This window comes from Cohnella thermotolerans DSM 17683 (assembly GCF_000429825.1).
Lineage (GTDB): Bacteria > Bacillota > Bacilli > Paenibacillales > Paenibacillaceae > Cohnella > Cohnella thermotolerans.
The window spans coordinates 1-24,521 of the sequence record NZ_AUCP01000054.1; the positions used below are offsets into that span (position 1 = coordinate 1).

The window sequence follows — 24,521 nt, forward strand, 5'->3', positions numbered from 1 at the left end:
AAAATGGCCTGAAACCAGCGGGTAAGCGGCGTAGAGCTGCCTTCCATGACGGTGCCGGCGATAACGGACGTCTGGTGGCCGCAGGAGGCGCATTCATATAAAGGAAGTCTCCGCGTGGAGATCCGATAGGAACGGGAATGGCCGCAAAGAGGGCAGCGGAAGCCGTCGGGCCAGCGGGCGCGGAACAGCGCGTCGGCGCAAGCGTGCTCGGAATCGTACATTCGGCAGAAGTCGGAAAACGACAGACGCTCGATCCCCATCCGCAACCCTCCACAAGAACATTTGTTCGCAACTTCATTATACCAAACAAACGTTCTCGTATCAATCGATTTGACTCAAAAAAAAAGTAAATTTCTTGACCGGCGATTGGCGAGCAAATTGCCGGTCGTTTTCCTTATCGAAGGGGATAGTGGGAGGAGTGGCAGACGAGGCGAATGAAGACACCAGACTGATCGAAAGGGATAATGGGAGGGGTCAGGGGAAACGAGACACCCGCCGGGGGGAGGCCCTGAAGGAAGGGGACAAGGCCTTATTGACTGCGAACAGCGGGAAAGGTATCATAGTGGAATAAAGACGAGGAAAGGGAAGAGTACGCAATACGCCCCTTCAGAGAGCGGAACCGCTGCCGACCGGCAGCGCTGGAAGGTCCCGCAGGATGGCCGTTGCCGAAGTCGCCCTGGAGTCTCCCGTTCGAACAGTGGGGTAGAGCGGGACGGCGGCAGCCGTTAACATGCTTTGGAGCGCCGGACGGCTATGAAGGCAAGGAACGCCGTTCGGAATGAAGGTGGTACCACGGAAGCGAACCTTTCGTCCTTTGCGGCGGGAGGGTTTTGTATTTTTGTCCCTAATGGAGGTTGTGTCCCTGATGAGCGAAACGCGCGAACCGAATTCCGTCGACATGCCGACGACTTACGATCCGACCAGCGCGGAGCAGAAATGGTACGACGCCTGGATTAAAGGCGGCTACTTCAAGGCCGGACGCCGGCCCGATGCACCCAAATATACGATTGTCATCCCGCCGCCGAACGTCACGGGCATGCTGCATATCGGCCATGCCCTCGATTTTACGCTGCAGGACATCTTGATCCGCTTCAAGCGGATGCAAGGCTACGACGCGCTCTGGCTGCCCGGCACCGACCATGCCGGCATCGCGACGCAAGCGAAAGTGGAGCAGAAGCTTCGAGAGGAAGGCAAAAGCCGCTACGATCTCGGCCGCGAGGCGTTCCTGGAGAAGGTTTGGGAGTGGAAAGAGACCTACGCGAACACGATTCGGAGCCAATGGGGCAAGCTTGGGCTGAGCCTGGACTATTCACGCGAACGGTTCACGCTCGATGAAGGGTTGTCCCGCGCCGTGCGCGAAGTGTTCGTCCGGCTGTACGAGAAAGGCTTGATTTACCGCGGCAAACGGATCATTAACTGGGACCCGGCCGCCCGCACGGCCCTTTCGGACATCGAAGTCGAGTACAAGGAAGTTAACGGGCATCTGTACCATTTGCAATATCCGCTCGCAGACGGCAGCGGTACGCTGACCGTGGCGACGACTCGTCCGGAGACGATGCTCGGCGATACGGCCGTTGCGGTGCATCCCGAGGATGAGCGGTACAAGCATCTGATCGGCAAAACGCTGAAGCTTCCGATTGTGAATCGCGAAATTCCGATCATCGGCGACGAATACGTCGATCGGGAATTCGGAAGCGGTGCGGTCAAGATTACGCCGGCGCACGATCCGAACGACTTCGAAGTCGGCAATCGCCACGATCTTCCGCAAATTATCGTCATGGACGAATCCGGCGTCATGAACGAGAACGCGGGGCCGTATCAAGGCATGGATCGCGCGGACTGCCGGAAGGCGATCGTGAAAGACTTGCAGGAGCTAGGCGTTTGCGTGCGCATTGAAGATCATGTGCACCAGGTCGGACACAGCGAACGCTCCGGCGCGGTCGTCGAGCCGTATTTGTCGACGCAGTGGTTCGTCTCGATGAAGCCGCTGGCGGAAAAAGCGATCGAATCGCAAAAATCGGGCCATGGCGTCAACTTCGTTCCCGACCGGTTCGAGAAAATTTATTTGCAATGGATCGAGAACGTCCGCGATTGGTGTATTTCCCGTCAGCTGTGGTGGGGGCATCGCATTCCCGCTTGGTATCATGAGCAGACGGGAGAAATCTACGTCGGCATGGAGGCTCCGGAAGGCGCGGATCGGCCGGATTCGCCTTGGCGCCAGGACGAGGACGTGCTCGACACGTGGTTCAGCTCCGCGCTCTGGCCGTTCTCTACGCTCGGCTGGCCGGACGACAGCGAAGACTTGAAGCGTTATTATCCGACCGACGTGCTCGTGACCGGCTACGATATCATTTACTTCTGGGTTGCCCGGATGATTTTCACGGCGCTCGAATTTACCGATTCGATTCCGTTCAAAGACGTGCTCATCCACGGGCTTGTTCGGGACGCCGAAGGGCGCAAAATGTCCAAATCGCTCGGCAACGGCGTCGATCCGCTCGAAGTGATCGAGAAATACGGAGCGGACGCGCTGCGCTTTATGATTTCCACCGGCAGCACGCCGGGGCATGATATGCGCTTCCGCTGGGAGAAGGTCGAGCAGGCTCGCAATTTCGCGAACAAGATTTGGAATGCGTCCCGTTTTACGTTGATGAACCTGGAAGGCTTCACCGCCGAACAAATCGATCTGTCCGGCCCCCTGTCGACGGCGGATCGCTGGATTTTGCACCGGTTCAACGAGACGGTTCGCGACGTTACCCGCTTGATGGAGTCTTACGATTTCGGCGAAACCGGACGGCTGCTTTACAATTTCATCTGGGACGATCTGTGCGACTGGTACATCGAATTCGCCAAGCTTACGTTGTACGGCTCCGATGCCGAGGCCAAGCGCAGCACGCAATCGGTTCTGTCCTTCGTGCTGGATCGGACGCTCCGCTTGCTGCACCCGTTCATGCCGTATCTCTCCGAAGAGATCTGGCAGCACCTGCCGCACGAGCCGGGCGAGACGATTACGCTCGCGGCTTGGCCGACATACGACGCCGCATTTGAGTCGCCGGAAGCGGTCGGCGAGATGGGGCTTCTGATGGACGCGATCCGCGCGGTGCGCAACGTTCGCGCCGAAGTGAACGTCACGCCGGGCAAAAAGATCGAGCTGCTCGTGAAGCCGACAAGCCCGGCGACGGAAGAAATTTTGCGGCGCAACGAGGAGTATTTGCGGCGTTTCTGCAACACGTCGCAATTGACGCTCGACGCCGGGCTGACGCCGCCGGACAAGGCGATGACGGCGATCGTCACGGGCGCCGAACTGTATTTGCCGATCGCCGGTCTGATCGATATCGGGCAGGAGATCGCCCGCTTGGAGAAAGAGCTCGCTCATCTCAACGCCGAAGTCGAACGGGTGGAGAAGAAGCTGGCGAACGAGGGATATATCGCGAAGGCGCCTGCCCACGTAGTCGAGCAGGAGAGAGCCAAGGGACAGGACTACCGCGACAAGCGGGACAAGGTACTGGCCAGAATCGCCGAACTGCGCGGTTAACGGAGGCGTAACAACGATGAACGACGACAGAGTGCAAGACGCGTTTCAAACGGCCGCCGAGGCGGTCGCCTGGATTACCGGTCTGATGCCGACCGTCGGCATCAGACCGGGCCTGGAGCGGATGAACCTGCTGATGGAGAAGCTGAACCATCCGCACCGGAGGCTCAAGTTCATTCATGTGGCCGGAACGAACGGCAAAGGCTCGGTATGCGCTTATTTGACGAGCGTGCTGCGCGAGGCCGGCTATGACGTCGGGACGTTCACGTCCCCTTACATTACTTCGTATTCGAACCGTTTCCAGTATAACGGAGAAGACATCGCGGACGAGGATTTGCTGCGGCTGGCCAACCGGCTCAAGCCGCTGTCCGACGAGCTCGCGGCAACCGAATGGGGTCCGCTTACGATGTTCGAAATGACGACCGCGCTGGCGATCCTTTATTACGGAACGGTTGTTTTTCCCGACTATGTCGTGTGGGAGACCGGGCTGGGCGGACGTCTCGACGTTACGAACGTCGTTACGCCCGTCGTCAGCGTCATCACGAATATCGGCCACGACCATATGGATATTCTCGGTCCGACGATCGCCGATATCGCTTCGGAGAAGGCGGGCATCATCAAGTCCGGCGTGCCCGTCATTTCGGCCGCCACGCAGCCGGAAGCGATCGAGGTCATCCGGCGGACGGCCGAGAGCAAGAAGTCGACGCTGTACCTGCTTGGGGAACGGTTCCGCTACGAGACGCTGTCCGTCGCCGAGGGAGAGACGCGCTTTTCATTCGAAGGGCCGTTCCGTTCCTTGCCGTCATTGACCGTCTCCCTGAACGGCGCTCACCAAATCGTGAACGCCTCGGTGGCGCTTATGACGCTCGAAGTTCTTCGTCAATATTATGCTTTGATCGTCGAAGACGAGGCGCTGGAGGCCGGACTCAAAAAGGTGTCGTGGCCGGGCCGGCTGGAGATGGTGTCGCGCGATCCGCGCATTTTGCTGGACGGCGCGCACAATCCGGAAGGCATGCAGGCGCTGGCGGACGCCCTTCGCGACGTTTATTCCTACGATTCGCTGAACATGATGATCGCGATGATGCCGAATAAGAATCACGCCGAATCGCTTCGGCATATACTACCAATGGTGAATTCTCTGATCGTTACCGAGCCGGATTTCCATAAAAAAATGAATGCCGCCGAATTGGCCGACATTGCGAAGCGGCTGCAAGGCGAACTCGGCGGACCTCGTAACATCGTGGTTGAACCGGACTGGCGGCGTGCTCTGGAGTTGCTGCAGCATAAGGCAGAGGAAGGGTCCGAACGAATTCTGTCCGTGGTGACCGGAACCTTGTACCTGATCGCCGATGTAAGGTCGTGGCTGCTCCATCAAACGAATTCAGAAAAAGGCTGGTGAAACTTCGTTGCGAACGGCAGAGCGCGTACATTTTATCGGCATCGGCGGGTATGGCATGAGCGCTATCGCCCGGGTCATGCTTGAAATGGGTTACGAGGTTACCGGGTCGGATGTCGCCCGGCAGGAGTTGACGGAGAAGCTTGCGGCCAAAGGCGCGCGAATTTATATCGGCCATGAGCCGGAACATGTGCGGGGAGCGAATCTCGTCGTCTATTCGACGGCGCTGCCCAAAGACAACGTGGAGCGCAAGGAAGCGGAATTGCTGAACATTCCGACGCTGCATCGGGCGCAAATGCTGGCCCGGCTGCTGAACGACCGCACGGGCGTGGCGGTTGCGGGGGCGCACGGCAAGACGACGACGTCCTCCATGATCGCTCTCGTCATGGAGACGTGCGGTTTGGATCCGACTTATATTATCGGCGGGGAAATCGTCAACGTCGGCACGAACGCCAAGGCGGGAAAAGGCGATTACGTCGTCGCCGAAGCGGACGAGAGCGACGGGTCCTTCCTGCAGTATCGTCCGGCGATCGCGGTCGTGACCAACATCGAGGCCGATCATTTGGAGAACTACGAGGGCGACTTCAACAAATTGAAGGAAGCGTACGTCAAGTTTTTGAAAAATGTGAGACCGGAAGGCTGCGCGGTCGTCTGCGCGGACGACGAGAACGTGCGGGACCTTCTGCCCCAAGCGTCGTCCACGAGGACGATTACGTATGCGATCGACGGCGAAGCGGATTATGTCGCCGCCAACATCCAGTTGGGCGATCGTTTGGCGTCCTTTGACGTGCTCCGGGGAGGACATACGCTCGGGACGATCCGGCTGTCGGTGCCGGGCCGCCACAACGTCTATAACGCGCTGGCGACCGTTATCGTCTGCCTGGAGGCTGGCGTGGCGTTCGAGCGAATCGCCGAGGCCATCGTGGAGTTCCGGGGCGCCAAACGGCGTTTCCAAGTGCTTGGCGAAGTGAAGGACATGCTGGTCGTTGACGACTACGCGCATCATCCGACCGAGATCGAAGCGACCATTCAGGCGGCGAAAGCGACGCATAAAAGGATCATCGCGGTGTTCCAGCCGCAGCGCTATACGCGCACGTTCTTTCTGCTGGATGCGTTCAGCCGGGCGTTTAAAGATGCGGACGAGGTGATTATTACCGATATCTACTCGCCTGCGGGCGAGCAGCGGATCGAGGGCGTCACTTCCCAGCGGTTGGTCGAGCTGATCGCGGAGAACAGCAATCCGAACGTATCATACGTTCCGACCAAGGAAGAGGTGCTTGACCTCCTTGCGGCGCGGATCGCTCCGGGCGATCTCGTGCTGACGATGGGGGCGGGCGACATTTGGAAAACGGCCGACAGCCTCGCCCGTTTGCTTCGGGAGCGGGAGGAAGGCTGAGCGATTGAGAAAGCCGTCTCTTCGGAGGGCATTGGCCCCCGGGAGGCGGCTTTTTTCACCTCGTGCCACTATCCCCTTCGATCAGAATCTCCGTTCAACTGCTCTCCATTCATTTCTGGGCCGGAAGAATCGGGGCAGTCCTCGTTACACTGAACCGAAGGGATAGTGAGACGGGCGGCGTACAAGGAGAACACCGGCCGCTTGCAACCAAATCTCTCTCATATTTGTTCTCTCCTCTTCATAGACTTTACTAGATTAAGGGACAAGGGGAGACCGACTCATGCAGCCAAAAGCGAGAATGACGTTTCGCTTCGACGGGACCGTTCCCGCGAAACCGGAGCCGCAACAGCCGAACAGGACCGAAAAGTTTCGAACGGAAGCGCATCGAACGGAAACTCATCGGGTGGAAGCGCATCGGGCCAAGGAGCATTCCGTTTCCCGGGAGACAGCCCCGCATACCGAAGGCATGCCGGAGACGGCGAACCCGGTGAGCCCCGCGAGCCCGGCGGCTTCGCGAACGAACGATTTTCAAGCTTGGAACGGTCCGTACCAGGACGATATACACGCGCTCGAAGAGATGATTCGAAATACGGACCCGATGCCGGTTGCGGGCTTCAGCAAGACGGCGAAAAGCGGCGGATCGCGCCCGCAGACCAAAACGCAGCCGAAGGCGCTTCAGGCGGAGCCGGCGATCGTCTCTCCGATCGAGCCGATTCTCCAGCCGCCGATCGGCGCCCGTATCGAACCCATGCCGGAGCTGCCCGAAAAGCCTGCGCATAATCGACAGCAAAGCGGGCAGACGGGGCGGACGATTCCTTTTCCCGGATCGTACCGGGGGAACCGGCCGGAAGCGGAGGAAGAAGAGGAGACGTTCGAGGAACAAGCCGAGTTCGATCACGGCTGGATCGCTGCGGAACGATATTCGCGTGGGGAAGGCCCCTCCTGGTGGAGGGTGTTCGTGACGGTCGTCGGAGCGATCGCCACCGGCGGCTTGTTCGGTTATTTGCTCTTGACGCTGTTTACGGGCGAACCGCTTTTTCCGAAAAACGGGGAAGCCAGCCCGGATGCGCTACCCGCCGCGGCGGCTCCTTATGCGCTATCGTCGGGCGAGCCGGCCGCCTCGCAGGGAGGGCAGGCTTCGTCCGGCACCGCCGCGGGTCAGGCGGAGCAGGGCGGTACGAAGCAAAGCGCGTCCATGCAAACGTTCACCGCACCGGCCGTCTCGCTGTATTTGCTGCAATACGGCGTGTTTCAAACGGAAGAGAGGATGAAGGAGGCGGCCAAGGAGCTGCGCGCGAAAGGAATCGCCGCCGCGACCGATCAAACGGACGGCTACCGCGTCTATGCCGGCGTCTCGCCGACAAAAGCGGAAGCGGAAGCGTTGGTCGAGCATCTTGCCGGAACGCAAGTTTATCTTAAGACTTGGGAAGCCGAAAAGCTTCAAATCGCCGGTTCCGAGCACGCTCGCGAATACGCCGATTTCTTGAGCGCAAGCGCGTCGCTGAACAGCAAAATCGCCGGTTACGCGTCGTCCGTCCTTGCCGGTTCGGACCCGGCCTCCGGAGACGACATTCAGTCGGTCCGCACCGCGCATCAGGTGTGGCTGGAGAAGGCGAAAGCCGCCGAATCGTGGCAAGGGGCCGCCAAGGAGTCCGCTCAAGCGGAGATCGTGCAATTGAACGCCGCCATCGCGGCCCTTAACACCTACGCCGACAAGGCTTCCGAATCGTTGCTGTGGGACGCGCAATCCGCGGCGATGGAAGCGGCGTTCGCAGATCGCAGTTTGCGTACGGCAATCGCGCAAGAGAGCGGGAGCTGAGCGCTGCAGGCGGGAAGCCGATTCTATTCCGGCGGAGCGGGACGCATCGCGGCGCGCCGGTCAAAGCAGGGGAGGGAGAAGAACGACCCGGATCGATAGGGACGAAGAGCTTGGCCGCCACGGGTCCAGGCTCTTACTGCTTTCGTTTGCGGTTCGGAGGTCCTGGTCGGAAATAGGCGTTGTGCGCTTCCCCCGGGGGGACGTATAATGGAATCGTTAGTGTCAAAAAATGGTGGGAGACGTTGAAACGTGAAGAAAAACGGTTGGATACTGCTTCTGTTCGTGCTCATCGGCTTGCTGGGCGGCGCCATGGTCTCTCGCTGGCTGGCGACGGTTCCCGGTCTGGACTTTCTGACCCGCACGTACCCGGTGAACTGGTCGCCTTCCGCCGACTTGCTGGTGATCAACTACCATATCCAGATCGGATTCAATCTGAGCCTCCTCAGCGTCGCGGGAGCCGTGCTGGCCATTTGGATCTATCGCAAAATGTAAAAAACGCGGCAAAATTGTCGACACGAAAGGAAACCTGAACGATGGGTGCAACGTCTAATTCGAGATCCCCGATTACGCTGGTGCTCGCCTCCTCTTCTCCCCGAAGACGGGAGCTGATCGCCACGCTCGGTCTTCCCGTACATATTCGACCCAGCCATGCCGACGAGACGACACCGCCCGGCTGGCCGCCCGCCAAAATCGTCGAGGGGCTGTCCCTGCGCAAGGCTCGCACGGTCGCGGAGGCGCTTGAAGCGCCCGCCGGCGAAACCTATATCGTCGTCGGGAGCGACACGATCGTCGTCCTGGACGGCGAGATCATGGGCAAGCCGAAGGATGCCGAGGACGCCGCGCGCATGCTCGCCCGGCTGTCCGGACGGGTGCACGAGGTGTTTACGGGCGTCACCTGCCTGGAGGCGGGAAGCGGCCGGACGGTCACCTCGCACCGGGCTACGAAAGTCCGCATGCGGACGCTCACGTCCGGGCAAATCGAGCGGTACGTGGCGACAGGAGAGCCCCTGGACAAAGCCGGCGCGTACGGCATCCAGGAGAAGGGCGCGTTGCTCGTGGAAGGAATCGAGGGCTGCTTCTATAACGTTGTCGGCCTTCCGCTGTCGTTGCTCGCCGGTATGCTTGGCGAATTCGGCGCGGAACTGCCCTGAGCCGTTCGCCATTCGAAGCCCGATGACCCCAGACGAAACCCGCGGCCGACGCGGACAACGGAGAAGAGGGTTCATGATGGAACAACGAGCTTATATGCTGCGGGAATTGCCGGCGGACGAGCGTCCGCGGGAACGGATGCAGCGGCAAGGGCCGGCCGCGCTCAGCCACGCGGAGCTGCTGGCGATTCTTCTGCGTACCGGCACCCGCAACGAATCCGCCGTCAGGCTGGCGGAGCGCATTCTGAACGAATGCGGCGGTCTCCGGCGGTTTGCCGAGCGCAGTTGGGACGAGCTGACGCATATTCGCGGCATCGGTCCGGTCAAGGCGCTTCAGCTGCAGGCTTCGATCGAGCTCGGGCGCCGGGTCGCCCGTTCGCGGCTGCCGGAGACGGTTCGCATCACCCGGCCGCAGGATGCGGCGGATTTGCTTATGGAGGAGATGCGGCATCTTCGCGAGGAGCATTTCGTCTGCCTGTTCCTGAACACGAAAAATCAGGTGATCGGACGCCAGACGCTCTCCATCGGAAGCCTGAACGCCTCCGTCGTCCACCCGCGAGAAGTTTATAGAGCGGCCATCCGGCGCAGCAGCGCGTCGATTCTGTGCGCCCACAATCACCCGAGCGGCGATCCGACGCCGAGCTCGGAGGACATTCAGCTGACCCGCCGTCTGGCGGAGGCGGGAAAGCTCATCGGAATCGAGCTGCTCGACCACCTGGTAATCGGTGACAATCGCTTTATTAGTTTGAAGGAGACCGGATGCTTGTAATATAATAAGAAGGATTGTCCCAACAGGAGGTAGCAGCATATGTTTGGTGGATTTACGCGAGATCTGGGAATTGACCTCGGAACTGCAAACACGCTTGTTTATGTCAAAGGTAAAGGAATCGCGGTCAGGGAGCCGTCCGTCGTCGCCCTGCGTACCGATACGAAAAAAATCGAAGCCGTCGGCGAGGCGGCCAAGAAGATGATCGGCCGCACGCCGGGCAACATCCGGGCCATCCGGCCGATGAAGGACGGCGTCATCGCCGACTTCGAGACAACCGCAACGATGATCAAATACTTCATCCGCAGGGCCCAGAAGGAGCGTTCGTTCCCGCCCCGCCATCCGAACGTGATGGTGTGCGTGCCGTCCGGCATTACCGCCGTCGAGAAGCGCGCGGTCGAGGATGCCACCAAGCAAGCCGGCGCCCGCGAAGCGTATACGATCGAAGAACCGTTCGCAGCCGCGATCGGCGCCGATCTTCCGGTATGGGAACCGACCGGCAGCATGGTCGTCGACATCGGAGGCGGCACGACGGAAGTCGCCGTCATCTCTCTGGGCGGCATCGTCACGAGCCGTTCCATTCGCGTCGCCGGCGACGAGATGGACGAAGCGATCATGCAATACATCAAGCGGCTGTACAATTTAATGATCGGCGAGAGAACCGCGGAGCAGCTCAAGATGGAGATCGGCTCGGCCCTTCCGCTCGACAAAGTGGAATCGATCGAAATTCGCGGCCGGGACCTCGTCACCGGGCTGCCCAAGACGCTTGCGATCACCTCGGACGAGATTACGGAGGCACTGTCCGACACGGTGAACGCCATCGTGGAAGCGGTCAAGGTGACGCTGGAGAAATGTCCGCCCGAGCTGTCCGCCGACATTATGGATCGCGGCATCGTCCTGACGGGCGGCGGCGCCCTGCTGCGCAATTTGGACAAAATGCTGTCGCGCGAGACCGGAATGCCCGTCATCGTGGCCGAGCATCCGCTCGATTGCGTCGCGATCGGGACGGGAAGGGCGCTTGAGAACATTCACTTGTTCAAGTCTTCCAAGAGCGGTTCGGGCTCGCGGAGACGTTAATTCTCCGTATGGATCGGAGCCCGGTAGGAAGGGAAGCAGGTGATCGGATATTTTTAAGATAATGCGCAACAAGCGTCTGTTCATTCTTATGATCGGGCTGATCCTGTTTATCGCTATGCTGGGCTTCACATCGGGACGAACCGGCCTGAGTTGGCCCGAACGCTTCGTCAACGACGCGTTCGGGACCGTACAAGGGGCGTTGTACCGGCCGGTCGGGGCGGTTACGGAATTTTTCCGCGACCTCGGCCGGCTTTCCGATGTCTACAAAGAGAACGAGCAGCTTCGGCTGACGGTCGCCCAATATACGCAAGACAAGATTCGCTACAATCAACTCGAGAGCGAGAATGCGAGACTGAAGGATGAGCTCGGTTTTACGGAACGGCAGAAGCAATTATACAATTATAAGTATTTGATCGCGCAAGTCGTCGCCAGCAGCTCCAATCCGTACGACAAAACGATTAAGATCAACCGCGGCGCCCACGACGGCGTCAAGCCGAAGATGGCGGTGCAGACGGTGGATGGGCTGGTCGGCATTGTAAGCAAGGTCTCCGAGTTCACGTCGACGGTTATGCCGATCACGGAGCTCGATCCGACCTCCAGCGACCGGATCTCGATCTCGGCGACGGTGCTTGGCAAAGAAGACCAGACGTTCGGCATCGTCGATTACGATAAAGAGAGAAATATGCTGCAGATGAGCAAAATCGACGAGAACGCGCCGATCAAGGAAGGCGATCTGGTCATCACGTCGGGGCTCGTCAACGTGTTGCCCAAAGGCATTCTTATAGGCACGGTAGTCAGCACCCAAGTAGGGGATTTCGGGTTGACGCACACCGCTACCATCAAGCCCGCAGCCAAATTCGACCATCTGACGGAAGTGTTCGTCGTCGTCGCCCCGGATGTGGACGCGCCGTGAAGATGCGCTTCAACCGGACGATTCTGCTGACGCTCGCGCTCGTTCTGATTCAGACTTCGATTGTGCCGTGGCTCGTTCCCTATCAATGGAGCGACCGCCTGCTGCCGAACCTGGCTTTCATTATGACGGTATACGTCGCCTTGTTCGGCGGCAGGCACGCGGCTTTTCTGTTCGGCCTCGGTTTCGGGCTTCTGGAAGATTTGCTGTTTTACGGCCATCTGATGGGGTCGTACGGCTTCGGCATGGCTTTGCTCGGCTATTTGATCGGGCTCGTAAGCGAACGCAGGCCCCGGACGCTGGCCTATACGCTGCTGGCCATCGGCGTCGGGAGCTATCTGCTGGACACGATCGTCTATTTGGTCTACCGGTTGTTCCAGCTTACGGACGTAACGTACGGATTCGCGGTTTATTGGCAGATCCTCCCGACACTTCTCTTGCAGTTGATTATCGCCCTGGTCCTCTATCTTCCGGTTCGGCGCCGGCTGCTCAAATCCGCTTCCGTCTCCGGCGAAGAGAACGCCGCTTGACGAACCGCAGGGCGCCTATTCGCCGCCGGCAGGAATTCGGGTTCGCCTGGCAGAATCTTAGATAACGTGGGGAGGGGCGGACGAAGGTGAGCGTCAAATCGGCCATTACGATTAAGGGCACGAAGGAAGGACTCGTATTTCTGCTTGACGATCAGTGCGATTTCGTGTCGCTGCTGGACGAGCTTCATCGGAAGCTGGACAAGCACGAGCAGCAGCTGTCCGGCCCGATCGTGCACGTTTTCGTCAAGCTCGGCTCCCGCAGGCTGAACGAGGAAGACAAGGAACGAATCCGCTCCGCGATTCGGCGCCAGGGCAATTTTCTCGTGCAGAGCATCGAGAGCGACGCTGCGCCCGAAGAGACCGAAGCGGCCAAAAACGTCATCAAGACGGTGACGGGCATCGTCCGCTCGGGTCAGACGATCCGGCACGAAGGCGATCTGCTGCTGCTGGGGGACGTGAATCCGGGCGGGACCGTGTTATGCACCGGCGATATTTACATCATGGGGGCGCTTCGGGGCACCGCCCATGCCGGCTGCGAAGGCAATGAGAAGGCCATTATCGCGGCTTCTCTTATGACGCCTACGCAGCTAAGGATTGCGGAAGTGATCAGCAGGCCGCCGGAAGAATGGGCTTCGGCGGAACCGTCGATGGAATACGCCTATTTGCGGGATGGCGTCATGGAGATCGACAAACTGACGCATTTGCATCAATGGCGCAGGGAACTCATGCCATTCAAAGGAGTGTAGAACGATGGGAGAAGCGATTGTCGTTACGTCCGGCAAAGGCGGAGTGGGAAAAACGACAACCTCCGCGAACTTGGGAACTGCGCTCGCGCTGCTCGGGCGCAAAGTGTGCATGGTCGACACCGACATCGGTTTGCGCAACTTGGATGTCGTCATGGGGCTTGAAAACCGCATCATCTACGATTTGATCGACGTGGCGGAAGGACGTTGCCGGTTGAATCAGGCGCTCGTGAAGGACAAACGGTTCGACGAGCTTTATATGCTTCCGGCCGCCCAGACGAAGGACAAGCAAGATATTACGCCCGAGCAGGTCCGCAAAATCGTCGAGGAATTGAAGCCCGATTACGACTATGTGATCATCGACTGCCCTGCCGGCATCGAGCAGGGCTTCGACAATGCGGTGGCCGGCGCGGATCAGGCGATCGTGGTGACGACGCCGGAGAACGCCGCGGTTCGCGACGCGGACCGGGTCATCGGGATATTGGAGCAGAGAGGCTTCAAATCGCCCAAGCTGCTCATCAACCGGATTCGTCCCAATATGCTCAAGTCCGGCGACATGCTGGAGATCGACGACATTTGCCAAGTGCTCGCCATCGATCTGATCGGGATCGTTCCCGACGACGAGATTGTCATTAAAGCCGCGAACCAGGGAGAGCCGACCGTCATGAACCCGTCCTCCCGCGCCGCAATCGCTTATCGCAACGTGGCACGCCGCATCCTCGGAGAGACCGTTCCTCTTATGCAATTGGAAGAGAAGAGCGGAATGTTCGGACGGGTGAAGAAGTTTTTCGGAATGGGATGAGCCGACTTGCTTAACCGATTCAAGAAAATCGACTGGCTGATGATGCTCATTCTGGGCCTGTTCATGGTCATCAGCACGCTCATTGTCCGCAGCGCGACGCACAACGATCCGAAGTATTACCATTTTGACGTCAAAACGCTCATCTACTACGCAATCGGCTTCGGAATCATCCTGATTTTCACGATGATCGATTACCGGTTGCTGCTCAAAAGCTGGTACATCTGGTACGCGATCGGCATCGGGCTGCTTGTCGCCGTTTTCTTCCTGGCTCCCGTCCGGAACGGCGCGCGAAGCTGGTTCGAATTCCCGGGCGGCCTGACTTTCCAGCCGGCGGAATTCATGAAGCTCATTCTCATCCTTGCCGTAGCCGCCGTCCTTGGCCGAAGGCAGGGGGATCCGCTGCGAATGCGCACCGACGTGTCGGCCATCGCCGCCGTCTCGCTCGTGCCGTTCATTCTCGTCATGATCCAGCCGGACCTCGGGAACGCGATGATTTACATTTTTATCGTGCTCGGCATGCTCTGGATCGGCAATATCCGCTACTCGTACGTCGTCATCGGACTGACGGCGGTCATCGGCGGACTGGTGCTGTTCGTGACGTTGTTCAACACGTTCAATACGGACATCAAGGATTATCTCGAGAAGCATCACAAGGAGCACTGGTACCAACGGATCAATACGTACATCCATCCGGACCAGGCCACCGCGGACGAGCGCCGGCAATCGGAATACGCGAAGATCGCCATCGGCTCCGGCGGCTTGGCGGGCGACGGCTACATGCAGGGAGAATCCAAAAACCGCAAGTTCATTCCGTATCCGTATTCCGACTCCATCTTTGTCGTCATCGGCGAGGAATTCGGCTTTCAGGGCTCGGCGGTGCTCTTGCTGCTTTACTTTATTTTCATTTACCGGATGATTCTGATCGCTTACCAATGCTTCGACTTGCGAGGATCCTTCATTATTATCGGCATCGCGTCGATGATGGTGTTCCAGATCTTCCAGAACATCGGCATGATGATCGGCCTGATGCCGATTACCGGCATTACGCTGCCTTTCATCAGCTACGGCGGCACCTCGCTGCTGCTCAATATGCTGTCGATCGGCATGATCTTCAGCATCCGGGCGCATCAGGAGAAGTATACGCTGGATACGTAACGATCTCGCAGCTTGCAGCGGCTTTGCGCCGCTGTTTGTTTTTTTATGGAGTTGTACGGTCTGTACGTCCGGGGTTGGCTTCGCCGTTCCCGTCGTTCCGTTGCCGGCTTGCGAGAAGCAAGTCCTCCCGTCTGGTCTAAACCCGGCCGGCTTGCCATATCGTGATACAAAGAAGCGGACAAGGGAGGAAGCGGCTATGCAGGTGCGGAACAACGTCCGCCAGCGCCGGCGGGACAGAATTCAACAGTTGACGGGAGCTCGTTCGGAAGGCTGGCGGGGGGCTCCCGAGCCGCCGCACGATTTCGCCGGGGAAGCTGCGGCCCCGGAGTTCGGGATGCCCGAAGCGGTCTCGCAAGACGGAGAGTTCGGACGTCAAGCCGGTCCGGGAGGAGGGGCGGAGGCGGGTCCGCCGATCGATACGCTTCGGCCGGAGGAAGGGGTGGACAGCCTGGCCGGTATGGACGAGCTTTTCGATACGCGGCAGGAACGTCCTATCCCCCCGGCTCAGAGCCGCATCCCGGCCTACCGCGGGCCGCTGGCCGACACCGAACCCGATCCCGAGAAATGGTGGAAGGAGAAGCAGCGCCAGGAGCGCTCGCGCACAAGCCATACCGGCCTTCGCGACTCGCTTGTTCCCGCGGGCCCCCCGCCGGCGGCTTCGCCCGATCCGCGGCTGCGTTCCTTATGGGAATCCGCCTCGCCTTCGGGCTCCAAGCCGCCGGGAAAGGGACCGATCGGCTCCTTGCCGAACCTGAGTTCCTTCGGCGGTTTGGCCGGTCCGCCGACATGGGACGACGGCCCTCCCGGCGGCTCCTCGGGCCCCTTCCTGAGCCGCATTTTCCGCGGGCTCACGATGCGCCTGGCGGTCGCCGCCGTTCTGTTCGGCGCCGTATGGGGCTGGTTGCGACTGGAGCTGCCCGGGAACGAGCTCGTTCGGGGCTGGACGGTGCGGGCGGTTACGGAAGATATGGATTTCACCGCCGTGGAAGCCTGGTACGAGCGAACCTTCGAGGGATCGTCGTCGTTCCTGCCGATATTCAAGCAGCAGGACGAGACGCAGGCCGTGTCCGCCGAATGGAGCCGGGAGGTGACCGTCCCGCCGCTAGCCGGCCGCATCTTGCAGACGTTCGCTCAAGACGGAGAAGGCATTCGCCTGGCGGCGCCGGCGGGCACGCCCGTCAAGGCGGCGCATACCGGCCGGGTCGCCGAGGTGACGCTGGACGCCAAAGGACTCGCGACGATTGCGATCCAGCACGCCAATGGCGTCGAGACCGTCTATGGCAACGTGGACAATGCGGCGGTCAAAAAGAACGACTGGGTGGAAGTCGGCCGAACGCTGGGCGAGCTGGCGTCCTCCACATCCGACGGCAAAGGGGAAGGAACGCTTTTTTTCGCCGTCAAGCAGAACGGCAAAACGCTGGACCCGGCGGAAGTGGTGCCTTTTGATTAAATGGCGGGGAGTTGCGATCAAGCTTCATCCGCTGTTCGTCATCCTCATGCTGCTCTCCGTCGCGACCGGACAGTTTCTGAACATCCTGACGCTGTTCGGCATCGTCCTGCTGCACGAACTCGGCCATTTGGCCATGGCGCTCCGCTTCGGCTGGAGAATCCGGGAGATCAAGCTGCTTCCGTTCGGAGGCGTGCTGGAGGTGGAGGAAGCGGGCACCGTTCCGGCACGCGAGGAAGCGCTCGTCGCGATCGCGGGGCCGCTGCAGAACGGCATCCTTGCGGCGTTCGCGGCGCTTGCGGGCTGGGCGGGCTGGGTCGACGCCCTCTGGGTGGACGAATTTATAAAAGCTAACGCGCTCATCGCGCTGTTCAACCTGTTCCCGGTGCTGCCGCTCGACGGGGGGAAGCTTCTGCAGACTTGGATGAGCTTCCGGATTCCTTTTCACCGCACCCTGCTCTGGAGCACGCGGATCAGCCTCCTGTTCAGCGCTTTGGCTGTGCTCGCTTCCTTTTACCCGCTGCTGGGCGGAGGTTTGCTCCACCTGAATTTGCTGCTCGTCGGCTCGTTCCTGCTCGCGACCAATTGGACGTACCGGCGCAACATGCCGTTCGTTTTTTTGCGCTTCCTCGTTCACCGGGCGAAGCGTTCGGAAGGGCGCATCGACGGCGGCACGTTGGCCCAGCCGATCGTCGTCTCCGAGCAGCGTCCGCCCTCCGCGGTCGTCAAGCTGCTCATGAGGGAGCGGTATCATCTCGTGTACGTGATGCGTCAAGGCAAAATCAAAAGGGTCGTCCCCGAAGGCCAGATGATCGACGGCTTTCTGAACTCGCTGACGAACGGGCATGCGGATTTGCGTTTTTTCATGTAAAATGAAGAAAAGGATTCGAAAGCGGGAGGTCGCCATGAAGCAGCTGTTCGTACACTGCACGCGCAACGCCACCTATTCGGCCCTCCTGGAAGACGGAAGGTTAACGGAGTTCGGCGTGGAACGGTCCGAAGGCACGTCGATCGTCGGCAACCTGTACAAGGGCCTCGTCGTGAACGTGCTGCCCGGCATGCAGGCGGCGTTCGTCGACATCGGTCTGCCCAAGAACGCGTTTCTTTACGTGGACGATGCGCTTCATCCGCACCTCGACAAGCAGCCCAAGGACAAGCCTTCCATTACCGAGCTGCTGAAGCCGGGGGACGAACTGATCGTTCAAGTGATGAAAGAACCGCTGGGCGGAAAGGGCGCGCGGGTGACGACCCACTACTCGCTCCCCGGCCGCTGGCTCGTTTATATGCCTGGCGCGGACTATATCGGCGTCTCGAAGAAGATCGAGCACGACCACGAACGGACGCGGCTCAAAACTTTGGCCGAGCAGCTGCGCAAACCGGGCGAAGGCGTCATTCTGCGGACCAACGCGGAGGGAGAGAGCGCGGATGCGCTGGCCGAAGATCTGAAGGCGCTGCGCGGCGTTTGGGCCGATATTGTGGCGCGGGGCCGGCGGGCGGGCGCTCCGGAGGAGCTGCACCGCGACTTCGGCCTCGTCCAGCGGATGGTCCGGGACGTGTTCACGCCGGACACCGAAGAGCTCGTCATCGACGACGAGACGGCCTACCGGGAAGCGTCCGCCTATTTGCGCCAGACGGCGCCCGCGCTGGAAAGCCGCATTCGGCTGTACAGGGAAGCAGAGCCGCTGTTCGATAAATTCGGCATCAACGAGCAACTGGATATAGCGTTCCAGCCCCGAATATGGCTGAAAAGCGGCGGCTATCTCGTCTGGGACCAGACCGAGGCGCTGACCGTGATCGACGTCAACACGGGCAAGTATACGGGGACGGTCGACCTCGAAGAGACGGTGTTCCGGACGAACCTGGAAGCCGCCGGGGAGATCGCCCGCCTGCTCCGGCTTCGGGACGTCGGCGGCATCGTCATCATCGACTTCATCGATATGGAGAAGGAAGAGCACCGGCAGCAAGTCGTCGGCCAACTGGAGCAGACGATGAAGCGGGACCGGACGAAATGCCAGGTGCTGGGCTGGACGAGGCTCGGCTTGCTGGAGCTGACGCGCAAGAAGGTGCGCGCCAACGTCGAGAACTACTTTTACGAGACTTGCGCCGCTTGCAAGGGGCGGGGGAAGATTTACATAAGGTAGCGGGGACAGGTAGGAGATTGGCCGTGGATAGGTGGCGGAGAGAGACGGCGGATCGCCGGGAGAAAAGACGCGGACTGCCCTGAGAATCGGGAGAGATAAGTAGAGGAGAAAGCTCCAGGCCTCAACTTCCGTTTCACCGACACAAGTCGCACCCCCACTACAGAAATCTCATTTTCCGGTTGTAATCGCGCTTGCGTTGTGATAGAATTCTATGGTGCGTGCAAAGTGCTCTTTCGGGAATTGCATGCTACAACCGCACTTACCCGGGTAAGGAAGACCGGCGCTGTCCTGGCTGTTATGGTACTGAAGCTGCGACATCCGGCACCCGACGAGGCGAGTCTTAGACACAAGGAGGTGCACACACATGTACGCGATTATCGAAACCGGCGGCAAGCAATACAAAGTCCAAGCGGGCGACGTTCTGTTCGTGGAGAAGCTCTCCGCTAACGAAGGCGACACCGTGACGTTCGACAAGGTTCTGGCCGTATCCGGCGACAACGGCTTCGTATCCGGAGCTCCGCTCGTAGCGGGCGCATCCGTTACGGCGAAAGTCGAGAAGCACGTCAAAGGCGAGAAAATTATCGTTTTCAAGTATAAACCGAAGAAAAACGAGCGCAAGAAGCAAGGCCACCGTCAACCGTACACGAAAGTGACGATCGAGAGCATCAAGGCGTAAGAGGCGAAGCCTGGATGGTCACGATAACGATTGTTCGCGGACAAGACGGTCGGATCCGGCAATTCTCCGTATCCGGACACGCGATGTACGCCGATCCCGGCAAGGACATCGTCTGCGCCGGCGTATCGGCCGTGACGGTAGGGGCCGTGAATGCGATCGAGAAGCTGACGGGACTCGTTCCCGAGGCGAAGATGCAATCCGGCTGGCTGTCGGCCGTCGCTCCGGAGAGCGAAGATCCGTCGAAGAACGACCGCGTCCAGCTGCTGCTGGAAGGGATGGTCGCTTCCTTGGAGACGATCGTGGACGAATACGGCAAGTACGTGAGAATAAAGGAAAGATTAACGTAGCGAAGGAGGTTGGCATCCATGTTGAAACTGAATCTTCAGTTGTTCGCTTCGAAGAAGGGCGTAGGCTCCACGAAGAACGGACGCGACAGCGAATCGAAGCGCCTCGGCGTCAAACGCGCCGACGGGCAAACCGTTCGCGGCGGCACGATTCTCGTGCGCCAGCGCGGCACGAAGATCCATCCGGGCACGAACGTCGGCATCGGCAAGGACGACACGCTGTTTGCGTTGGTCGAAGGCGTCGTCAAATTCGAACGCTGGGGACGCGATCGCAAAAAAGTGAGCGTGTATCCGGCCCCTCAAGCGCCCGTTGCGGCTGCTCTTGAAGGCTAATACGACATCACCTTAAGAACCCCGGCCATCATGTGAGGCCGGGGTTCTGGGCTTGTTGGGGGGGACTCTCCCTTACGCGGCCGGCGCGCGCAGCGAAGTTTGCCGCCGCCCCGGGGGAATCGCCGTCAGTGCGAAGCGCTCTCTTCCATCCGCAAATTCGGTTTATTAACGAAACGGAGAAGTCGCGAACATGTCGAGAAAATCGATCGCACGGGCTATCGTGGCCGCGGGCTCGCTTCTTGTTCCCGCAGCGGCGATGATTGGCTGGCGACAGGAATGGTGGCCGCCCATGCTGTTCGCCTTGTGGACGGCAGCGGCGGCGGTTCTGGTCGTCGTCGCGGAGCTCCGCTCCGAACGGCGGCGGTATGCCCGGCTGCTCGAGCTGATGCAGCATTCGGCCGTCGAGACGCTCAGCCATCATCGGCACGACTGGATGAACGAATTGCAAATTTTGTACGGATACTTAAGATTGGGCAAACCCGATAAAGCGATCGCCGTCGTGGAAAGAATAAGGGGGAGAATGGAGCAGGACAGCCGGATATCCCATCTGGGCGAGCCGAAGCTGGCGGCTTTCCTTCTGTCTTTTCGAACTACCTGCGATACGATGCGTCTTGAGGTCGAGGTGGAAGACGGCTTCAACGTGAAAGGCATGGGGTTGGACGGCGAACGCTTGACCTCGGCGGTTATCGGTTTGGTGAACGTCGTGCGCTTCCGTCTCGCCGCTCAGGGCGAGGAGGAGAACGTCCTCTGGCTGCGCTTCCATTCGGAAGAAGGCGAAGCGCGGCTGGATATGGCATATGCAGGCAAGGTTGCGGCAGCGGACGATCTCGCAAGCGAATTGGAGCGGGTGCTGGGCGGCTACGGACGAGTGTCGGAGGAGAGCGGCGCCGTCCGGGAAGACGGAGCCTCGCGCTGCTTCGCCGTTGTTTTCCCTCGGATGGACCGGCCGTGTAATTAGCTGAACGGAGTGAACTCATCATGTTTGTGGACAAAGCGAAAATATACGTAAAAGGCGGCGACGGCGGCGACGGGCTCGTGGCGTTCCGCCGGGAGCTGTACGTGCCGGAAGGCGGGCCCGCGGGCGGTGACGGAGGGAATGGCGGCGACGTCGTCTTCCGGGTCGACGAGGGCTTGCGCACGCTGATGGATTTCCGCTACCAGAAGCATTTCAAGGCGCCCCGCGGCGAGAAGGGCCGGAACAAGTCGCAGCACGGCGCGAACGCGGAGGATTTGATCGTTCGCGTGCCGCCCGGCACGGTCGTGTACGACGACGATACGGGCGAGATGCTGGCCGATCTGACCCGGCACGGCCAGGAGGTCGTCATCGCCAAGGGCGGACGTGGCGGCCGGGGCAACACGCGGTTCAAAAGCCCGGCGAACACCGCCCCGGCGATTGCCGAGAACGGCGAGGAAGGTCAGGAGCGCTGGGTGAGGCTGGAGCTCAAGGTGATGGCGGACGTCGGGCTCGTCGGCTTTCCGAGCGTCGGCAAGTCGACGCTGCTGTCCGTCGTCTCCGCGGCCCAGCCGAAGATCGGCGCGTACCCCTTCACGACGCTGACGCCGAATCTCGGCATGGTCCAGGTGGACGACGAGCGCAGCTTCGTCATGGCCGACCTGCCGGGCCTCATCGAGGGGGCGCATACGGGCGTCGGGCTCGGGCACGAATTTTTGCGGCACGTCGAGCGGACGCGGATCATTATCCATGTGGTGGACATGTCCGGGATGGAAGGCCGGGACCCGTTCGACGATTGGGTGAAAATCAACGAAGAGCTGAAGCTGTACAACGCCAAGCTGGCCGACCGTCCCCAGATCGTCGCCGCGAACAAAATGGATATGCCGGAGTCGGAGGCGAATCTGACGGTCTTCCGCGAGAAAGTCGAGGCGGTCCGGCCCGGCATCGAGATTATGCCGATCTCTTCGCTAACCCGGCAAGGCATCGGCGAACTGCTGTACAAGGTCGCGGATATGCTGGACGCCTTGCCCGATCCGGCGGAGACGGTTGACGAGACGGCGAACGAGGAAGAGGAGAGCGTCGTGTACCGGATGGAGGAGCGTCCTTCCGACCACGACTTCCGCATTACGCGCGACAACGAAGTGTACGTCGTCGAGAGCGAATCGATCGAGAAGCTGCTGAAGCGGACCCAGTTCGCTTCGTACGAGGCGGTCATGCGCTTCGGCCGGATTCTGCGGAACATCGGCGTCGACGCGGAGCTTCGCAAGCGCGGGGCCAAGGACGGCGACACGATCCGGATCGGCGATTTCGAGTTCGAGTTTTTCGAAGGCGGCTCGGACGAGTACTTGTTCGAAGACCGATAAGGCGTCCGGAACGCGGGGACGCGGCTATACGATAGGCTGGACAACGGGACGAAGCAGGCGACAGGATCGCCCGTCCCGTTTTTTTGTTGCTAAGCCTATTGCCGCCGTCCTTCCGATCCGATATAATGTCCACTATAAACAAACATTCGTCTTTCTTGGGAGGACGGAAGATGGCGGAGCGCTACTACGCCGTCCGCGAGGACCTGCTGCCGGAAGGCATTCTCAAAACCGAACAGGCTAAAGAGCTGCTGAGGCGGGGGGAAGCGGCCACGGTCCACGAAGCGGCGGAGCGGGTCGGATTAAGCCGAAGCGCCTTCTACAAATACAAGGACGGCGTCTATCCGCTGGAGCAAACGGGACGCGAGCGGATCGCCACGGTGTCGATGGATCTGGAGCACCGCTCCGGCGTGTTGTCGAAAGTGCTTGGAACGCTGGCGGCAAGCGGCGGCAACGTGCTGACGATCTCCCAATCCATTCCGCTTCAGGGAATGGCCAACGTCGTCGTGACGTTGGATACGTCCGGGCTGGCCGGTGCGTTGGCCGAGCTGATCGACGGCTTGAAGCGGCTCGACGGCGTCAAGCGGACGACGATCGTCGGCCGCAGCTGAGGGAAGTCTGGCGAGGCCGTTCGTCAACGCGCCTGACGCCCGAAGGCTGGGAAGCATGTTTTTCGCTTTGCGAAACACTGGAGGAGGAACTAAGCAGATGAAGCCGGTGAAAGTAGGTTTGTTCGGACTCGGAACCGTCGGTACGGGCGTCGTCCGTATCGTGGAGGGGCATCAGGAGGATTTGCAGAGCCAGGTCGGGTCGCCGATCTCGATCGCCAAAATTTTGGTCAAGGATCGCGCCAAAGCGCGCAGCATCTCGATCGATCCGGCCAAGCTGACGGAAGACCCGTGGGAGATCGTGCGCGACCCGGAGATCGACGTCATCGTCGAAGTGATGGGCGGAATCGCCGAGACGAAGGAATATATTCTGGAAGCGCTGGACCGCGGCAAGCACGTCGTTACCGCCAACAAGGACCTGATGGCCTTGCACGGGCAGGAAATTTTGGCGAAGGCCAGCGAGAAGGGCTGCGACGTTCTGTACGAAGCGAGCGTGGCCGGCGGCATCCCGATTATCCGTACGCTGATCGAAGGCTTCTCGTCCGACAGGATTACGAAGATCATGGGCATCGTGAACGGCACGACGAACTATATCCTGACGAAAATGAGTCAAGAAGGCGCCGCGTACGCCGACGTGCTCAAGGAAGCGCAAGCGCTCGGCTATGCCGAGGCGGACCCGACGTCGGACGTGGAAGGCCTTGACGCGGCCCGCAAAATGACGATTCTCGCGACGCTCGGCTTCCGGTCCAACGTGGCGCTCGAGGACGTCGACGTCAAAGGAATCAGCGCCGTCACTCAGGAAGACATCCGCTACGCGCAAAGCCTCGGCTACGAAGTGAAGCTGCTCGGCATCGCCGAGCGGCAGGACGACTACATCAGCGTCAGCGTGCAGCCGACGATGGTGAAGAAGAGCCACCCGCTCGCTTCGGTCGGCGGCGTGTTCAACGCCGTCTACGTCTACGGCGAGGCGGTGGGCGAGACGATGTTCTACGGCCCCGGCGCGGGCGCGATGCCGACGGCGACTTCCGTCGTCGCCGACCTCGTCGCCGTCGTCAAAAACATGAAGCTGGGCGTCAACGGCCGCCAGGCGGCGCTCGCCTACAAGGAGAAGAAACTGAAGACCGACGAGCAGATCGCCTCCAAATATTTCTTGCTGCTCCACGTGGAAGACCGCGCCGGCGTTCTCGCGCAGATCGCGCAAGTGTTCTCCCGCCACGAGCTCAGCATCGAGTCGGTCATGCAACCGGCGGCGCCGGATCAGCACGGAGCCGAACTGATCATTACGACCCACAGCGCCAGCAAAGCTTCGCTCGCCAACGTACTGGCCGAGTTCGGAGAGCTGGCGGCCATTCGCACCATCAAGAGCGTCTATCGGTTGGAAGGCTGAG

The 24,521-nt window shown here is 60.2% G+C and carries 24 protein-coding genes and 1 other annotated feature; of the genes, 23 read left to right on the top strand and 1 reads right to left on the bottom strand.

The window, feature by feature from the left end:
- Window positions 1-260: transposase (locus G485_RS26105; protein WP_027093796.1), on the bottom strand; the 260-nt coding region annotated here is incomplete at its 3' end.
- 307 nt (window positions 261-567) lie between these two features.
- Window positions 568-818: a binding site (T-box leader), on the top strand.
- Window positions 819-865: 47 nt separating this feature from the next.
- On the opposite strand from G485_RS26105, the gene G485_RS0111440 reads away from it, so the two are divergent.
- The 23 genes from G485_RS0111440 (at window position 866) to G485_RS0111550 (ending at window position 24,520) form a co-directional block, all read left to right on the top strand.
- Window positions 866-3,532, top strand: a complete 2,667-nt coding sequence (locus G485_RS0111440) for a valine--tRNA ligase (RefSeq protein ID WP_027092673.1) — start codon at window positions 866-868, stop codon at window positions 3,530-3,532.
- Window positions 3,533-3,548: 16 nt separating this feature from the next.
- Complete coding sequence (locus G485_RS0111445) at window positions 3,549-4,928, top strand: bifunctional folylpolyglutamate synthase/dihydrofolate synthase (protein WP_027092674.1); 1,380 nt, start codon at window positions 3,549-3,551, stop codon at window positions 4,926-4,928.
- Between the two features lie 7 nt (window positions 4,929-4,935).
- Window positions 4,936-6,321 carry a UDP-N-acetylmuramate--L-alanine ligase gene (gene murC / locus G485_RS0111450; RefSeq protein ID WP_027092675.1) on the top strand — a complete coding sequence of 462 codons (1,386 nt, stop codon included), beginning with the start codon at window positions 4,936-4,938 and terminating at the stop codon, window positions 6,319-6,321.
- A gap of 403 nt (window positions 6,322-6,724) precedes the next feature.
- A complete protein-coding gene (locus G485_RS0111455) occupies window positions 6,725-8,140 on the top strand; it encodes an SPOR domain-containing protein (protein WP_169732312.1) in 1,416 nt (471 codons plus the stop codon).
- 249 nt (window positions 8,141-8,389) lie between these two features.
- Window positions 8,390-8,632 carry a DUF4321 domain-containing protein gene (locus G485_RS0111460; RefSeq protein WP_027092677.1) on the top strand — a complete coding sequence of 81 codons (243 nt, stop codon included), beginning with the start codon at window positions 8,390-8,392 and terminating at the stop codon, window positions 8,630-8,632.
- 41 nt (window positions 8,633-8,673) lie between these two features.
- Complete coding sequence (locus tag G485_RS0111465) at window positions 8,674-9,291, top strand: Maf family protein (protein ID WP_051318197.1); 618 nt, start codon at window positions 8,674-8,676, stop codon at window positions 9,289-9,291.
- A 76-nt stretch (window positions 9,292-9,367) separates the two neighbouring features.
- Window positions 9,368-10,057 carry a RadC family protein gene (gene radC, locus G485_RS0111470; RefSeq protein WP_027092679.1) on the top strand — a complete coding sequence of 230 codons (690 nt, stop codon included), beginning with the start codon at window positions 9,368-9,370 and terminating at the stop codon, window positions 10,055-10,057.
- Window positions 10,058-10,096: 39 nt separating this feature from the next.
- On the top strand, window positions 10,097-11,131 hold the full coding sequence (locus G485_RS0111475; RefSeq protein WP_027092680.1) for a rod shape-determining protein: 1,035 nt from the start codon (window positions 10,097-10,099) through the stop codon (window positions 11,129-11,131).
- Window positions 11,132-11,192: 61 nt separating this feature from the next.
- Window positions 11,193-12,044, top strand: a complete 852-nt coding sequence (gene mreC, locus G485_RS0111480; RefSeq protein ID WP_027092681.1) for a rod shape-determining protein MreC — start codon at window positions 11,193-11,195, stop codon at window positions 12,042-12,044.
- A 2-nt stretch (window positions 12,045-12,046) separates the two neighbouring features.
- Complete coding sequence (gene mreD / locus G485_RS0111485; protein WP_027092682.1) at window positions 12,047-12,571, top strand: rod shape-determining protein MreD; 525 nt, start codon at window positions 12,047-12,049, stop codon at window positions 12,569-12,571.
- Window positions 12,572-12,657: 86 nt separating this feature from the next.
- On the top strand, window positions 12,658-13,317 hold the full coding sequence (gene minC / locus G485_RS0111490) for a septum site-determining protein MinC (protein WP_027092683.1): 660 nt from the start codon (window positions 12,658-12,660) through the stop codon (window positions 13,315-13,317).
- 4 nt (window positions 13,318-13,321) lie between these two features.
- Window positions 13,322-14,116, top strand: a complete 795-nt coding sequence (gene minD / locus G485_RS0111495; protein ID WP_027092684.1) for a septum site-determining protein MinD — start codon at window positions 13,322-13,324, stop codon at window positions 14,114-14,116.
- 6 nt (window positions 14,117-14,122) lie between these two features.
- Window positions 14,123-15,271, top strand: a complete 1,149-nt coding sequence (locus G485_RS0111500; protein ID WP_027092685.1) for an FtsW/RodA/SpoVE family cell cycle protein — start codon at window positions 14,123-14,125, stop codon at window positions 15,269-15,271.
- Window positions 15,272-15,467: 196 nt separating this feature from the next.
- A complete protein-coding gene (locus G485_RS28360; protein ID WP_051318199.1) occupies window positions 15,468-16,721 on the top strand; it encodes a M23 family metallopeptidase in 1,254 nt (417 codons plus the stop codon).
- Window positions 16,714-17,589 carry a M50 family metallopeptidase gene (locus G485_RS26115; protein WP_035155829.1) on the top strand — a complete coding sequence of 292 codons (876 nt, stop codon included), beginning with the start codon at window positions 16,714-16,716 and terminating at the stop codon, window positions 17,587-17,589. Before G485_RS28360 ends, G485_RS26115 begins: the two co-directional genes overlap by 8 nt.
- 34 nt (window positions 17,590-17,623) lie before the next feature.
- Window positions 17,624-18,859, top strand: coding sequence for an Rne/Rng family ribonuclease (locus tag G485_RS0111515; protein WP_027092686.1), 1,236 nt, complete (start codon window positions 17,624-17,626; stop codon window positions 18,857-18,859).
- 364 nt (window positions 18,860-19,223) lie between these two features.
- Complete coding sequence (gene rplU / locus G485_RS0111520; protein WP_027092687.1) at window positions 19,224-19,535, top strand: 50S ribosomal protein L21; 312 nt, start codon at window positions 19,224-19,226, stop codon at window positions 19,533-19,535.
- Between the two features lie 14 nt (window positions 19,536-19,549).
- Window positions 19,550-19,882, top strand: coding sequence for a ribosomal-processing cysteine protease Prp (locus G485_RS0111525; RefSeq protein WP_027092688.1), 333 nt, complete (start codon window positions 19,550-19,552; stop codon window positions 19,880-19,882).
- Between the two features lie 18 nt (window positions 19,883-19,900).
- Entirely contained in the window at window positions 19,901-20,212 is a 312-nt protein-coding gene (gene rpmA, locus G485_RS0111530; protein ID WP_027092689.1) for a 50S ribosomal protein L27, read from the top strand.
- A gap of 190 nt (window positions 20,213-20,402) precedes the next feature.
- Complete coding sequence (locus tag G485_RS28365; RefSeq protein ID WP_051318200.1) at window positions 20,403-21,170, top strand: Spo0B domain-containing protein; 768 nt, start codon at window positions 20,403-20,405, stop codon at window positions 21,168-21,170.
- Between the two features lie 20 nt (window positions 21,171-21,190).
- Window positions 21,191-22,528 (top strand): GTPase ObgE, encoded by a 1,338-nt coding sequence (gene obgE / locus G485_RS0111540; protein ID WP_027092690.1) that lies wholly within the window; start codon window positions 21,191-21,193, stop codon window positions 22,526-22,528.
- Between the two features lie 170 nt (window positions 22,529-22,698).
- Window positions 22,699-23,136 (top strand): ACT domain-containing protein, encoded by a 438-nt coding sequence (locus G485_RS0111545; RefSeq protein ID WP_027092691.1) that lies wholly within the window; start codon window positions 22,699-22,701, stop codon window positions 23,134-23,136.
- Window positions 23,137-23,233: 97 nt separating this feature from the next.
- Window positions 23,234-24,520, top strand: a complete 1,287-nt coding sequence (locus tag G485_RS0111550) for a homoserine dehydrogenase (protein ID WP_027092692.1) — start codon at window positions 23,234-23,236, stop codon at window positions 24,518-24,520.
- The last annotated feature ends 1 nt before the right edge of the window (window position 24,521 follow it).

Coding starts and splice junctions, on each gene's coding strand:
- G485_RS0111440 (WP_027092673.1), top strand. CDS start 866: ATGAGCGAAACGCGCGAACCGAATTCCGTCGACATGCCGACGACTTAC.
- G485_RS0111445 (WP_027092674.1), top strand. CDS start 3,549: ATGAACGACGACAGAGTGCAAGACGCGTTTCAAACGGCCGCCGAGGCG.
- G485_RS0111465 (WP_051318197.1), top strand. CDS start 8,674: ATGGGTGCAACGTCTAATTCGAGATCCCCGATTACGCTGGTGCTCGCC.
- radC (WP_027092679.1), top strand. CDS start 9,368: ATGGAACAACGAGCTTATATGCTGCGGGAATTGCCGGCGGACGAGCGT.
- G485_RS0111475 (WP_027092680.1), top strand. CDS start 10,097: ATGTTTGGTGGATTTACGCGAGATCTGGGAATTGACCTCGGAACTGCA.
- mreC (WP_027092681.1), top strand. CDS start 11,193: ATGCGCAACAAGCGTCTGTTCATTCTTATGATCGGGCTGATCCTGTTT.
- mreD (WP_027092682.1), top strand. CDS start 12,047: ATGCGCTTCAACCGGACGATTCTGCTGACGCTCGCGCTCGTTCTGATT.
- minD (WP_027092684.1), top strand. CDS start 13,322: ATGGGAGAAGCGATTGTCGTTACGTCCGGCAAAGGCGGAGTGGGAAAA.
- G485_RS28360 (WP_051318199.1), top strand. CDS start 15,468: ATGCAGGTGCGGAACAACGTCCGCCAGCGCCGGCGGGACAGAATTCAA.
- G485_RS0111515 (WP_027092686.1), top strand. CDS start 17,624: ATGAAGCAGCTGTTCGTACACTGCACGCGCAACGCCACCTATTCGGCC.
- rplU (WP_027092687.1), top strand. CDS start 19,224: ATGTACGCGATTATCGAAACCGGCGGCAAGCAATACAAAGTCCAAGCG.
- G485_RS0111525 (WP_027092688.1), top strand. CDS start 19,550: ATGGTCACGATAACGATTGTTCGCGGACAAGACGGTCGGATCCGGCAA.
- rpmA (WP_027092689.1), top strand. CDS start 19,901: ATGTTGAAACTGAATCTTCAGTTGTTCGCTTCGAAGAAGGGCGTAGGC.
- G485_RS28365 (WP_051318200.1), top strand. CDS start 20,403: ATGTCGAGAAAATCGATCGCACGGGCTATCGTGGCCGCGGGCTCGCTT.
- obgE (WP_027092690.1), top strand. CDS start 21,191: ATGTTTGTGGACAAAGCGAAAATATACGTAAAAGGCGGCGACGGCGGC.
- G485_RS0111545 (WP_027092691.1), top strand. CDS start 22,699: ATGGCGGAGCGCTACTACGCCGTCCGCGAGGACCTGCTGCCGGAAGGC.
- G485_RS0111550 (WP_027092692.1), top strand. CDS start 23,234: ATGAAGCCGGTGAAAGTAGGTTTGTTCGGACTCGGAACCGTCGGTACG.